Origin of the sequence: Martelella limonii, assembly GCF_013344475.1 — a bacterium.
In the GTDB taxonomy this organism is placed as follows: Bacteria; Pseudomonadota; Alphaproteobacteria; order Rhizobiales; family Rhizobiaceae; genus Martelella; species Martelella limonii.
Genome location: NZ_JABUOU010000001.1, coordinates 1085530 through 1099107 on the forward strand (window position 1 = coordinate 1085530; position 13578 = coordinate 1099107).

The following is a 13578-nucleotide window of genomic DNA, read 5'->3' on the forward strand; positions in this document are numbered from 1 at the left end:
AGATTGCCATGAACGATACCCCCCGTATGATCCTCCCAGGCCTCGCCGGAAAACGCGTCGCCATTACCGCCGGCGCGGGCGGCATCGGCCTTTGCATCGCGCGCGAACTGGCCCGCCAGGGCGCCCGGCTGGCGATCTGCGACGTCGACCCAACCGCGCTGGAAACTGCCTCCGCCGAACTCGGCGCAGAGGTCGCGATGCTCGCCGACGTCTCGGACGAGACCCAGGTCGCGGCCTTCTTCAAGGCCATCGAGACAGGCATGGGCGGGCTGGATGCGCTGGTGAACAATGCCGGCATCGCCGGCCCGACCGGCGGCGTCGACGCGATATCGCCCGCCGACTGGCGACGCTGCATCGATATCTGCCTGACCGGGCAGTTTCTGTGCACCCATCATGCCGTGCCGATGCTGCGCGCGGCCGGCGGCGGAGCGATCGTCAACATGTCGTCGTCGGCCGGCAGGTTCGGCTACGCCTTCCGCACCCCCTATGCCTCGGCAAAGTGGGGCGTCGTCGGCTTCACTCAGAGTCTTGCCAAGGAGCTTGGGCCCGACAATATCCGGGCCAATGCCATCCTGCCGGGCATCATCGCCGGGCCGCGCATCGAAAAGGTGATCGCCGCCCGCGCCGAGCAGACCGGCCTCAGCCACGAGGCGATGACAGAGCGTTACCTGTCCAACGTCTCTCTTCGGCGCATGACCCCGCCGGACGATGTCGCCGACATGGCCGCCTTCCTGATTGCCGATACCGGGCGCAACCTTTCGGGGCAGAGCTTCCCCGTCGACGGCAACGTGGAGACGCTGTGATGACTGCCCCTATCGCCTGCGTCGGCGCCGGCCTGATCGGCCGCGCCTGGTCCATCGTCTTCGCCCGCGCTGGCCACGAGGTGCGGCTCTGGGACGAAAAACCCGAAGCGCCTCGTGCAGCCCGGGCCTTCGCCACCAAGATGCTGCCCGAGCTGGAACGGCTCGGCCTCATCGATTGCACCGCCGAGGAGGCGCTTGCACGCATCCGACCCGTCGCCACGCTCGAAGAGGCGCTGGACGGGGCGGAGCACGTGCAGGAAAGCACGTTCGAGGAGATCGGCGTGAAGCGCGCCATCTTCGCGCGGCTCGACGCGATCGCGGGGCCGGAAACGGTTCTGGCCTCGTCTTCTTCCGCCCTTCTGCCCTCGGCGATCTCAGAGGGACTGGCCGGACGTCACCGGGTGATGGTGAACCACCCGATCAACCCCGCCTATCTGGTCCCGGCGGCCGAACTTGTGCCGGCGCCCTGGACAGATCCCGCCCTGATGGACCGCACCGCCACCATGCTGCGGGCGGCGGGAATGCGCCCCATAGTCATGAACAGGGAGATCGACGGCTTCATCATGAACCGGATGCAGGGCGCGCTGCTGCACGAGGCGTTCCGGCTGGTTGCAGACGGCTATGCCAGCGCCGGGGACATCGATATCGGCCTCAGCGAGGGGCTTGCGCTCCGCTGGTCCTTCATCGGACCGTTCGAGACCATTGACCTCAACGCTCCCGAGGGCGTGCGGCAATATGTCGAACGCTACGCGGGCATCTATGACGGCCTTTCCGGGCAGGCCGCCGCCGACTGGCGCGGTGCCGCGCTGGATCGCATCGAGTCGGAGCGCCGCGCCGCGCTCCCAGCAGAAGACATCGCCGACCGGCAAGCCTGGCGTGACCGGCGGCTCATGGCGCTTGCCGCCCACAAGCGGCACGCCGCAAACGAAATCGGAGACTGAGACAATGCCTGACAAAGTGATTATCACCTGCGCCGTAACAGGCGCGATCCACACGCCGACCATGTCGGAATACCTGCCCATTACCCCCGACGAGATTGCCGAGGCCGCGATCGGCGCCGCCGAGGCCGGGGCCGCGATCCTGCACCTGCACGCGCGCGACCCCAAGACGGGCAAGCCCGACCAGTCGCCGGAAGCCTTCGCCCCCTTCCTCGGCCGCATCAAGCAGTCGACTAATGCGGTGGTGAACATCACCACCGGCGGCTCGCCCTACATGACCGTGGACGAGCGCACCAAACCGGCGGCGCAGTGGTCGCCAGAGGTCGCCTCGCTCAATATGGGGTCGATGAATTTCGGGTTCTTCCCGCTGTTGGCGAAGTACAAGGAATTCAAGCATGAATGGGAACGCGAGCACCTGGAAGGCTCGCGCGACCTGGTGTTCCGCAACTCGTTCAAGGACATCGAATATGTGCTGGAGACCTGCTACGGCAACGGCACGCGGTTCGAATTCGAGTGCTACGACATCTCGCATCTCTACAACCTCGCCCATTTCGCAGATCGCGGGCTGGTGAAGCCGCCATTCTTCGTGCAATCGGTCTTCGGGCTTCTGGGCGGCATCGGCACCCACCCCGAAGACGTGATGCACATGAAGCGCACCGCCGACCGGCTGTTCGGCAGCGATTTCCGCTGGTCGGTGCTGGGCGCGGGCAAGGACCAGTTCCGCATCGCCGCCCAGGCGGTCAGTATGGGCGGGAACATCCGCGTCGGACTGGAGGACAGCATCTGGATCGCGCGCGGCAAGCTGGCGGAGAGCAATGCCCAGCAGGTCGAAAAGGCGCGCGCGCTGGTCGAAGGGCTCGGGCTCGAGATCGCCACCCCGGACGAGGCCCGCGCAATGCTGGCGCTGAAGGGCGGCGACGCCGTGAATTTCTGACAGGGAGGAAGACGGTTATGAAGATCGACATTCTGCTGGACGTGAAGACCACGCTGGGCGAAGGCCCGGTCTGGGATGTGGAGAGCCAGCGGCTCTATTTCATCGACTCGATGGACGGGCGGGTGTTCCGCTGCACGGCCGAAGGTGCCGAGCTGCGCGCCTGGGACGTGCCCGGCAAGATCGGTTCCATGGCGCTTCGCAAGGACGGCGCGGGCGCGATCGTGTCGCTGGACAAGGGCTTCCACCTGCTGGATTTCGAAAGCGGCGACTGCCAGTTGCTGCATGATCCCGAGCCGGGGATGGACACCACCCGCCTCAACGACGGCAAGTGCGACCGTCGCGGTCGGTTCTTCGCCGGGTCGATGGACATGATGGAGGAAGGCCCGAAAGGCGCGCTCTACCGGGTCGATCCCGATCTGAGCGTCACCAAGGTCGATGACGGCATCATCTGCTCGAACGGTCCGTGCTTTTCACCGGACGACAGGACCTTCTACTTCACCGACACCTGGACCGGCGAGGTCTGGGCCTATGACTACGACATCGAGACCGGCGCCGTTTCCAACCGCCGGACCTTCACAAAGGTCGACACCGCAAACGGCGGCGCGGCGGATGGCGCAACCGTCGATGCCGAAGGCTATTACTGGCTGGCACTGGTCTATGACGGGCGGCTCTGCCGTTACGCCCCCGACGGCACGCTCGACCGCGAGATCGAAATGCCGGTGAAGAAGGTAACCAGCGTGCAGTTCGGCGGGCCGAACCTCGATGTGCTCTATGTCACCTCGATGGCCAAGCCCCCGCTGCCGCGCTTTCCCGGCGACGGCGTTCTTCGCGGCAGCCTTTTCGCGATCACGGGGCTCGGGATCAAGGGACTTCCCGAACCACGCTTCGGCGGTTGACGGCGGCGCAAACGCGCCCGCAAAGGCATGCTGTCGCCCGTCGCGCTCGAACGGCAGCACAAGATCCAGATCGAGGGTATCTACGAAACTCGGGACTATTCACCCTTTAAAAACGGGAGGATGACCGGATAGAAAGCCCTCGACGTCTTGTTCCGAAATCGGGGGCGAGAATACAAAGCCTTGGATGATTGTGCCGCCGAGCTTCTCCAGTGCAGCCAACTCTTCCTTGGTCTCAACACCTTCAATAATGCAATCCAGTTCCATATCGTGCCCGAGCGCCAGAAGCGATTTGACGATCTTGTAGCTGGCGGGTTTCTTGTGAAGATCAGTTACGAAGCTCCGGTCAATTTTGATTGCGGAAAGCGGCAAGGAATGCAGTCGTGAAAGGCTGGAATAACCAGTACCAAAATCGTCAAGCGAGATGCCGCAGCCGAGTAGGTTGAGCATCTCAATCGACCGTTCCATCTGCTCGAAGTCGTGCATAAAGGCCGTTTCTGTGATTTCCAGATCCAGGCGGCGCGCATCGAAGCCGCTGCCCTCGATGATGCCCACCAATGCAAGGACGCCATCATGAGAATTCAAATCGTGCACGGATAGATTGAAGGAAAGACGAATATCATTGTGCCAATTTCTTGCGACCGCCAGTGCATGTCGCAGCAAATGCTTTGTTAGGAAGCCGCTGAGGCCAGCGCGCTCTGCAATAGGAAAGAACAGGGCTGGAGAAATCTGACCCAGTATCGGGTTCGTCCAGCGAGCCAATGCTTCAAACCCCAATACCCGTTGCGTTCGAATATTAATGATGGGCTGGAAGACCACAGAGAGTTCATCTTCAAGATTTGCCAGCTTGAGCGCTTGTTCGATGCGCGAGTCATCGTTGAGCCGACTTTCGTGCTCTGCACTGAACAGGACGGCTGCGCCTCGCCTATTCCGTTTTGCATAATAAAGCGCGTAATCTGCGCGGTCGAATAGTTGTTCCGTGGTCGAAGCGATGTCCGGATAAACGGCAATCCCCATGGACGCCGATATCTGGACCGTCGCTTCGGGCAAATTAAACGGAAGAAGCAGACGCTCCAGCAGCTCTTTGGAATTGACAACAAGGATGTCGTCTTCGGCTGCTTCCATCATAATAATGGCAAACTCATCTCCGCCAAGACGGTATAAACGGCAGTTGGGTGGTAGTGTCGATAATCTTGCCCCTACTTCGATCAGCAGATTGTCTCCAACCGAATGGCCATAGATATCATTGACAGGCTTGAATCCGTCCAGATCCATCACACCAAGTGCCAATCGTGTTCCGCTTTCCTTCGCGGACTCGATGCTGGCGGGCAAATGCGCAAAAAATGCACGGCGGTTGGGAAGATTGGTGAGACTGTCAAGATTTGCCAGACGCAGGTTCTCGTTGCTGAGTGCTTCCGTTTGTTGTTGCCCGATTATCATTTTCTCAAAGTTTCGGTAATTTGTCATGAGAATGACCAGCATTACAAAGCAAACAAGAGCGACGTTGATAGATATAGCGATAAAGACGGGCTGCCCAACAGACGAAAAGAAGGCCACAAATGTTCCATTGACGATGCCCGTCACCAGGAATGCGGCGGACCGCAGATGGGCCAGACAGAAGATGCAGCAGATGACCGTTATCGCCATATAAAAGGCTATATGTGACTGGGCATAGGGATCGCCATAGGGGAACAGCGAGAGAGACCAAGCGGAGAACGTGATAGCCAGAATGGCTGCGATGCGGTTGGTTTTTTTCAGCGCGGCATGCGCGGCTTCAAGACTTGGTCGTGTGTTCCTAACGTTCCACCAGAACACGATACGCGTGCCAGCAGTCAAGGTGAACGCTCCTGGTATCAGCATCGTCAGCCAGATTGGTGCTTCAGCCATATGTGTGATGGCAAGCGCCCAGGTGTTGGCAATGAGTATCAGGTACATCATGGGCATTTGGCGGGCGAACGACTGGTACTGAGCTTGGAGAAGCTCCGGATTATCGGACCGAACCGTCATAATCTGGCTGGCCATATCCCAGTATTTTTTTATCGTCATTGCATTGTCCCGCCTGATCGAGTTCCACGCAATCGTCCAGTGTTTTCAGGAAGAACTATGGCGCTCGACTGCAAAAATATAATACGCCCGTCTTAGAACGTATCTGCCAAACGTGTTTGTCAAAGTTATGCGGCGTCACGCCATGGCCTTATACTAAATATACAATTTAAGTAATTCTACAACTGAGCTCCTCCCCAGAAACGCGTTCTGCAAGCAGATGAGCTTGGCAGATGTGCAGGCGATAGCCCAGAGCCGATGCGCTCTGACCCATCATCATAACACTCTGCGGCAAGGTGGCGATGCTCTCGCGCGACGGGCTCGATCCGAAGGCTATCGATCTGACGATTGTGGATCAGAGCCTCGAAGACGAGCACATCTTCGGTCCGGAAGCGGCCGGCCCGCCCGCCGGAATGAGCGCGGATCGCTGGCAGTTCATCCGGCTCGACCGAGAGGCCGATGCGCGCGATGCAATTGCCCGGCTCGATCTGCCGGTGCTTGCCATCTGGGGCGCGGACGACTTGAATGTCAATCCCGTGCGCAATGCGGCGAACTTTCGTGACGCGTTGACAGGAAGGGAGAAGGAGACCGAAATCATCATCTGGCCCGAGGCCGCGCACGGCCTTCTGAAAGCCTCCGCCTATATTGGCAACTGATCGGTGACTGGCCATGGTCTGCAATGGTCCGGTTCCTTCTCGAGGGCCGCCACGCCCATGCGCCCGGCGCGCTTGACGCCCTCCCCGGATGGATTCTGGCCAGAAGTCAAGACGGCGCCGCAGCACGGTCGCAATAGCGGGACATCGTCGTAAGGGATAAAGTCTTGCCGTCGGTCGCGCCGCAGAGGAAATAAGCCCGGTCAATTGGATCTGCTGCGGCTCAGCAGCATCGCCTCGATCTCATCGAGTTGCGATTGCAGATCGACGCCCTCCTCGACTCTCCAGAGACGCAGTGCGAACAGCCCCTCGACGGCGTCATCCATCGCCATCATGGGGTCTGTGGAGCCCGAAAAGGGTGGCGCGGCAGGCTCGCTCGAGGGCACAGGCTATGAACTGGGCACCGGCCTCGGCATCACCGTCTTTGGCGTGTCCATGGCCAGCGTATTGATGGCCAGCGTCTTCGGCCGGACAATCGAGATCCCGTCGGACCTGGCATTGCCGCTTGCCGAGCAGGCCGGCAGGCGTCGGACAGTCCTTGCGCGTGTTGATCAGGCCCCGCGCGTAAGGCCGGCATAGACGCCATCAAGCGCCATCAGCCGGTCGTGACTGCCCTGCTCGACGATGCGGCCCGCCTGCATGACCACGATCAGGTCGGCGTGGCGGATGGTCGAGAGGCGGTGCGCGATGGTGATCGTCGTGCGCCCTTTCGACATCTGGTCCAGCGCCTGCGACATCGCGCGTTCGGTGCGGGTGTCGAGCGCGCTGGTCGCCTCGTCGAGCAACAGCACACGCGGATCGCGAAGAATGGTGCGGGCCAGCGCCAGGCGCTGCTTCTCGCCGCCGGAAAAGCGGTAGCCGTCATCGCCGACCAGCGTGTCATAGCCCTCGGGAAGGGACGCGACATGGTCGTGGATCTGGGCGATCCGTGCGGCCACAACCAGTTCGTCGTCGCTCGCCTCCGGCTTGGCGAAGCGCAGGTTCTCCGCCACCGAGGCATGCAGCAGATAGGGGTCCTGAGAGACGACGCCCAGCATGTCTGACAAGGACTGAAAGCTGAGGTCGCGCAGATCGACACCGTCGAACCGGATTGCGCCGCTGTCGACATCATAAAGCCGCGCCAGCAGGTATCCGAGCGTGGTCTTGCCCGACCCCGTGGGACCGACGATCGCGACATGGCTGCCGGCCGGAATGGACAGGCTGATGTCGTGGACGGCGGGACGCCCCTCCTCGCGATAGGCGAAGCTGACGTGATCCAGCGCGACATCGCCGCGCATCGCGGCCCGCGGGATCGTCACGGCATCGGCGCGCTCGGTGATCTCGACCGGCTTGTCCAGATATTCGAAGATCCGCGCGAACAGAGCGCGCGTCTTGCGCGTGTCGCGCCCGATTTCCAGCAATTGCTCGAACGGCCAGAGCAGCTGTTCCTGCAGCGCGATCATGGCGACCAGCGTTCCGATAGAGGCGGGATTGCCGGTCTGCATCAGCAGCCCGCCCGCCAGCAAGGTCATCGCCGGCAGGATCGCCAGCGCCAGGCCGATCAGCGACCATTGCCACTCGCCGGCGGTCCGCGATTTCATTTCCAGCTTTGCCAGATCCTTGGAAATACGGGCGAAACGCTGCGTCAGGTGCGCGCCCCTGCCCATGGTCCGCGCGAGGATGATGCCCGAGGCCGAAAGCGTCTCCTGGACGGCGACCGACATGTCGGCGGCGCGCGCCTGCTGCTGGTAGGTCAGCGCCTCGCGCATCCGCGCCACGCGGCTGCTGATAAAGACCGTTCCCGGCACGATGAACAGGACGAACAGCGCCAGGCGCCAGTCGAGGATGAGAATAGCGATCGCCGTCATGATCACCGCGCTCAGCGAGCGTCCCAGCTCATTGGCGGTATCGGTGACCAGCGATTGCAGCCCGTCTATGTCGCTGGCGATCCGCGACTGAACCTCGCCAACGCGGGTTCCGGTGAAAAAGCGCAGCGACAGGCTTTGGAGGTGGGCATAGAGCCGCACCCTCAGATCATGCAGGACCGTTTGTCCGATGCGCGAGGAGAGAATGACCTGACCGGCTCCGATGATGGCCGACAACAACGCGACAAGGACCATGCCTGCAACAAGCCAGAGCAGCAGGCCGATATCGTTTTGCGGCAGGGCCTGATCGATGATCGCGCGCAGCAGGAATGGGCCCGCAAGGCCGGTCGCGGAGGCAACCACCATCAGCAGCATGACCATGGCGATCCGCTTTCGATAGGGAGCGAACAAGGCCAGCACGCGCCGCATCGACACATGCCTGGCGGCAAGGCCGTCATAGGCATCGGGGTCGTTCAGATGATCTGACATGGATAGTCTCGCTGAAAAAAGCTAATCCGGGCGCGGCAGCCGGATCTCGACGGAAAGGCCGATGTTTTGGGAGGGAAGGATCAGCGCGTCGCCGCCATGCGCCCTGGCAATCGCCTTGACGATGGGCAGGCCGAGACCCGAACCGCCCCTTGCCCTGCCGCGCGACTCGTCCGCACGCCAGAACCGCTCGAAGGCGCGTGCGCGGTTTTCGGCGGAAAGGCCGGGGCCGGTGTCGGTGCAGCGGAAGAAGACATGCTCTGTCGAAACGCCTGTCTCCACGAGCACGGTGCTTCCCGGCGCATAACGGCAGCAGTTTTCCATAAGCGCGACGAAGGCCTGCCGCAACCGTGCGCGATCGGCGGTCGTCACAGCGCGGCCCAGTTGCCGGGTCGCGGTGATCCCGGCCGTTGCGAGCGGCTCCTCAAGGGCGTTCATCGCCGCCGCCGCCTCTTCCGCAAGGTCGAGACGCCCGACCTGCAGGTCAAGCTGACCGGCATTGCCGAGCGCCAATGTGCGCAATTCCTCCACGATGGCCGACAGATCGTCGACATGTTCGATCAGCCGGGCATAAAGCTCCGGGCTGGCGGTAAAGGCGCCATCCGACAGGCCCTGCAGGCGCCCGCGAAGAATGGTGAGCGGCGTCCTGAGTTCATGCGCGATCGCCGAGTTGGAATATTGCAGCTCGGTCTCGGCACGCTGCAGCCGTTCCGCCATCTGGTTGAAGTCATCGACAAGATCGCCGGCCTCGCCGAAATTGCCGCCGCGCAATGAAGCGCGCGCCGAAAAGTCGCCTTCCGCGACACGGCGGGCAGCCTCGGCAACCGACTTCAGCGGTTCCACGATCCGTCGTGCAAGGATCCAGCCGAGCAGTGAAGCCGAGGATATGCCGATGCCAAGAAGCAGACCCAATGTGACAATATCGCCCGTGCGCAGGAAATCGTCGTTCGTAAACTCCGGATAGAGCCATTCGTAGATGAAGAAGAAATAGGCAATCAGCCCGAAATAGACGACGGCGAAGGCGAGCAGCGTCAACGCGATCATCGCGCGGACGATCCGGGAATTCAGGTTTCTAGACATTGGTGCTGTCCAACCGGTAGCCGACGCCGCGCACGGCGGTGAGCAGGCCATCCGCTCCGGCGGCGGAAAGCTTGCGGCGCAGATTGCTGACATGGCTGTCCACCGTGCGATCGAGCGCTTCGCTCTCCGGCATGCAGGCGTCAACCAGTTCCGCGCGCTCGAATGCCCTTCCCGGGTTAGCGGACATATGGGCGAGGATGCGGAACTCGGTCCGCGTCAGGTCGAGCACCACCGCCCCGGCTGGGCTATCGACCGATGCGCGATAGGCCTGAGGATCGACAGTCAGCGGACCGACGCGCAGCACCTCGGCGGCCGTGCGCCCGATGGTCCGGCGCAGCACGGCCTTGGCGCGGGCCACGACCTCGAGCGGGTTGAACGGTTTGACGACATAATCGTCGGCGCCGATGCGCAACGCCTGGAGCTTGTCGAGATCCTCCGCAAGTGCTGTCACCATGATCACCGGCGTATCGCCGCGCCGGCGGATTGCTGCCAGCACCTCATAACCATCCTGTCCGGGCAGCTTGATGTCGAGCACCACCAGATCGGGACGCAGTCGCAGATGATGGGCAAGCCCCACAGTGCCATCGCCCGCGGTAATGACCCGGAAGCCCTCGCGCGCCATATAGGTGCCGATGATCTCGGCGATCTCGGGTTCGTCTTCGATAATCAGGATCAGAGCATTGTTCATGGCCATGTCTTCGATCTTTGAAATGCCGCCCGGAGCGTTCCCCGTGCATCCATGCGGATGGCGGGGAACGCCCGAACTCATTGTGCCGGCGCGGCGGGTTCCGGGTTGTTGGCAACATCCTTCTTCCGCGTTCCGTGCAGCGTCAGTCGACTGACTGTAACGTAGAGCACCGGCACGAAGAATACCGCAAGCGTGGTGGCCGACAGCATGCCGCCGAACACGCCGGTTCCGATCGCGTTCTGGATCTCGGAGCCGGCGCCCTGCGCGAGCATCAAAGGCACGACGCCGAGGATGAAGGCCAGCGACGTCATCACGATCGGCCGAAGCCGTAGCCGGGTTGCCTGCAGTACGGCCCGATGGAGGCTCATCCCGTCATGTCTCAGATGGCGGGCATATTCGACCAGAAGAATGGCGTTCTTCGCCGAAAGCCCGATAATGGTGATCAGGCCAACCTTGAAGAAGACGTCATTGTCCATTCCGCGTGCCAGCACCGCCAGCACCGCGCCGAGCACGCCAAGCGGCACGACCAGCATCACCGAAAGCGGGATCGACCAGCTTTCATAAAGTGCGGCCAGCACGAGGAACACGATCAGCATCGAGGCGGCCAGCAGCATTGGCGTCTGCGTGGCGGATTGCCGTTCCTGCAGCGATTGCCCGGTCCATTCCACCGCGAAGCCGCGCGGCAATTGTTGCGCCAGACGCTCCATCTCGGTCATCGCCGCGCCGCTTGAAACACCCGGCGCCGCCGAGCCCGAAATGTTCGCGGCCGGATAGCCGTTATAGCGCTGGACCTGCAGCGGCGTCGTTTCCCAGACCGGCTCGACCACTTCCGATAGCGACACCATGCCGCCATCGATGTTGCGCACCTTGAGACGCAGGACATCCTCGACATGCATCCTTGCGGGCGCATCGGCCTGCACGACCACCTGCTGAAGCTGCCCGTTATTGGGGAAGTCGTTGACATAGGTCGACCCGATCGCCGTCGAGATCATGTCGCTGATGGCCGAGAAGGACACCCCGAGCGCCAGCGCCTTCTGTCGATCGATCTTGAGCGCGATGCTCTGGCCATCGGGCAGCCCGTCCGCCATCACGCCGGTTACCAGCCTGCTTTCGGCGGCGAGCGCGATCAGCTGGTCCTCTGCCGCCTTCAGCGCCGCCGGCCCGGCATTGGCACGGTCCTCGAGCCTCAGCGCGAAGCCCGATGTGGTGCCGAGCGATTCGATTGCCGGCGGTTTCATGATCATCGCCATGCCTTCGGGAATGTCGGCCATCGCGGCTTCCGCCGCCGCAATCTCCTGGTCAACCGTGGTGTCGCGGTCGCCCCAGTCCTTCAGGCTGGTAAAGGCCTGCGCGGCATTGGTACCGGAGCCGGAAAAGCCGAAGCCGAGGATCACGAGACTTTCGACGATATCGGGCCGTGTCGCGGTATGGGCCTCATAGGCCTTGACAACCTCGCGCGTGCGCTCGGCGGTGGCGCCGGCCGGAAGCTCGAACATCGCCATAAAGCTGCCCTGGTCCTCTTCCGGCACGAACGATGTCGGTATCTTCGAATAACCGTAGCCGAGTGCCGCAATCAGCGCGACATAGATGACGAGCATCCGCCCGCCGCGCCGCAGGACCCAGCCGACAGAGCCGGTATAGCGCTTCGCCAGCGCACCGAATCCTCTGTTGAACCAGCCAAAGAAGCCGCCTTTGGCATGGGGCTTGACAGGTTTCAGGATCGTGGCACACAGCGCCGGCGTCAGCGTCAGCGCAAGGAAGGCGGAGAACAGGATCGAGACCGCCATCGACAGAGTGAACTGGCGATAGATCGCGCCGACGGACCCGGCTGCCATACCCATCGGGATGAAGACCGCCGCAAGAACCAGCGTGATGCCGACGATCGCGCCCGAAATCTCGCGCATCGCCTGACGGGTCGCGTCCCTTGGCGACAGGCCCTGCCGCGCCATGATGCGTTCGACATTCTCGACGACGACGATCGCGTCATCAACGATGATGCCGATGGCGAGCACCATGCCGAACATGGTCAGAACGTTGATAGAATAGCCGGCAAGCTGCATCACCGCGAAGGTGCCAAGAAGCGCGATCGGCGCAACAATGGTCGGGATCAGCGTGTAGCGGATGTTCTGCAGGAATAGCAGGATCACCAGAAAGACCAGCACCATCGCCTCGATCAGCGTATGGACGACCTTGGTGATCGAGACCTTCACGAAGGGCGCGGTGTTGTAGGAGATCGCGATCTCCATATCCTGCGGCATTGATGGCCTCAGTTCCGCCAGGCGCTTTTCGATCGCCGCGGCGGTGCTGACGGCGTTGGCGCCGGGCCGCATCTGGATCGCGGCGGCAGCGGCCGGTTTGCCATTGCTGCTGACGCTGAAGGCCAGCGTCTGGGCGCCGAGTTCAACCCGCGCCACATCCGAAAGCAGAAGCCGTCCGCCATCGGGTTTGGCCCTGAGCGGGATCGCCGCGAATGCCTCCGGCGTGGTCAACTGGCCATGGACGGTGAGCGGCGTCGAGACCTTCGTTCCCGGAACCGTCGGTTCGTCGCCGACCCGGCCGGGCGAAACCTGCGCGTTCTCGCGGGTGATCGCCTCGGTCACATCGGCCATGGTCAGGTCGTAGGCCGCAAGCCTTTCCGGATCCACCCAGACGCGCATGGCCCGTGGCGAACCGAACTGCTGGACGCGCCCGACGCCCGGCAGACGCTTCAGCTCCTCGCTTATATTGCGGGTCATGTAATCGCCAAGGGCAAGTTCGTCGGTCTCACCGCTGACCGAGCGGAGCGTGAGCACCATCAGGAAGCCGGATTCGGCGGCCTCGACGCTGATGCCGCCGCGCCGGACTGCCTCGGGAAGCTGCGCTTCGGCATTCTTCAGCCGGTTTTGAACATCCACCTGCGCCATATCCGCATTGGTTCCGGGCTTGAACGTCACCATGATGTTGGCGCCGCCGGTCGAGTCGGCGGTGGATTCGTAATAGAGCACGTTCTTGACGCTCGAGAGTTCCTTCTCGATGGGCCGAACGACGCTGTCATTGACCGTATCGACGCTTGCGCCGGTATAGGTCGCGAAGATGCTGATGCTTGGCGGCGCAATGTCCGGAAAGCGGGCTACCGGAAGCTTCGGAATGGCGACGAGCCCGGCGAGCGCAATGAAGATCGCAATCACCCAGGCAAAGACCGGGCGGTCGATAAAGAATTGTGGCATGATCTTTGAC

At 62.3% G+C, this 13578-nt stretch carries 12 protein-coding genes; 6 read left to right on the top strand and 6 right to left on the bottom strand.

Annotation, left to right across the window (positions count from 1 at the left end; genetic code table 11):
- Positions 1–8: 8 nt before the first annotated feature.
- From HPQ62_RS05010 to HPQ62_RS05025, 4 genes are read left to right on the top strand one after another with little or no spacing between them, the layout of a single operon-like run.
- Positions 9–803: an SDR family oxidoreductase gene (locus HPQ62_RS05010; RefSeq protein WP_244629546.1), complete on the top strand. Its 795-nt coding sequence runs from the start codon at positions 9–11 to the stop codon at positions 801–803.
- On the top strand, positions 803–1744 hold the full coding sequence (locus HPQ62_RS05015) for a 3-hydroxyacyl-CoA dehydrogenase (protein WP_174801363.1): 942 nt from the start codon (positions 803–805) through the stop codon (positions 1742–1744). Before HPQ62_RS05010 ends, HPQ62_RS05015 begins: the two co-directional genes overlap by 1 nt.
- A gap of 4 nt (positions 1745–1748) precedes the next feature.
- Positions 1749–2675, top strand: a complete 927-nt coding sequence (gene kce, locus HPQ62_RS05020) for a 3,5-dioxohexanoate:acetyl-CoA acetone transferase (protein WP_174801364.1) — start codon at positions 1749–1751, stop codon at positions 2673–2675.
- 17 nt (positions 2676–2692) lie between these two features.
- Positions 2693–3571 carry an SMP-30/gluconolactonase/LRE family protein gene (locus tag HPQ62_RS05025; RefSeq protein WP_174801365.1) on the top strand — a complete coding sequence of 293 codons (879 nt, stop codon included), beginning with the start codon at positions 2693–2695 and terminating at the stop codon, positions 3569–3571.
- 99 nt (positions 3572–3670) lie between these two features.
- On the opposite strand, the gene HPQ62_RS05030 is transcribed toward HPQ62_RS05025, so the two are convergent.
- The gene (locus HPQ62_RS05030; protein ID WP_244629547.1) at positions 3671–5614 is read right to left on the bottom strand and encodes a putative bifunctional diguanylate cyclase/phosphodiesterase; all 1944 of its coding nucleotides are present in this window, start codon (positions 5612–5614) and stop codon (positions 3671–3673) included.
- Between the two features lie 299 nt (positions 5615–5913).
- On the opposite strand from HPQ62_RS05030, the gene HPQ62_RS05035 reads away from it, so the two are divergent.
- Complete coding sequence (locus tag HPQ62_RS05035) at positions 5914–6267, top strand: alpha/beta hydrolase family protein (protein WP_174801366.1); 354 nt, start codon at positions 5914–5916, stop codon at positions 6265–6267.
- A gap of 200 nt (positions 6268–6467) precedes the next feature.
- On the opposite strand, the gene HPQ62_RS21170 is transcribed toward HPQ62_RS05035, so the two are convergent.
- On the bottom strand, positions 6468–6596 hold the full coding sequence (locus HPQ62_RS21170) for a hypothetical protein (RefSeq protein ID WP_280516246.1): 129 nt from the start codon (positions 6594–6596) through the stop codon (positions 6468–6470).
- 1 nt (position 6597) lies between these two features.
- On the opposite strand from HPQ62_RS21170, the gene HPQ62_RS05040 reads away from it, so the two are divergent.
- Complete coding sequence (locus HPQ62_RS05040; protein WP_206678051.1) at positions 6598–6843, top strand: hypothetical protein; 246 nt, start codon at positions 6598–6600, stop codon at positions 6841–6843.
- Here the strand turns inward: HPQ62_RS05040 and HPQ62_RS05045 are convergent.
- The 4 genes from HPQ62_RS05045 to HPQ62_RS05060 all read right to left on the bottom strand — a co-directional run bounded on the left by HPQ62_RS05045 (position 6816) and on the right by HPQ62_RS05060 (position 13568).
- Positions 6816–8597: an ABC transporter ATP-binding protein gene (locus HPQ62_RS05045; RefSeq protein WP_174801367.1), complete on the bottom strand. Its 1782-nt coding sequence runs from the start codon at positions 8595–8597 to the stop codon at positions 6816–6818. The genes HPQ62_RS05040 and HPQ62_RS05045 overlap by 28 nt on opposite strands.
- Before the next feature lie 21 nt (positions 8598–8618).
- Positions 8619–9674: an ATP-binding protein gene (locus HPQ62_RS05050; RefSeq protein WP_244629548.1), complete on the bottom strand. Its 1056-nt coding sequence runs from the start codon at positions 9672–9674 to the stop codon at positions 8619–8621.
- Complete coding sequence (locus HPQ62_RS05055; RefSeq protein WP_174801368.1) at positions 9667–10362, bottom strand: response regulator; 696 nt, start codon at positions 10360–10362, stop codon at positions 9667–9669. Before HPQ62_RS05055 ends, HPQ62_RS05050 begins: the two co-directional genes overlap by 8 nt.
- Positions 10363–10439: 77 nt before the next feature.
- Positions 10440–13568, bottom strand: coding sequence for a multidrug efflux RND transporter permease subunit (locus HPQ62_RS05060; protein WP_174801369.1), 3129 nt, complete (start codon positions 13566–13568; stop codon positions 10440–10442).
- Positions 13569–13578 lie beyond the last annotated feature (10 nt).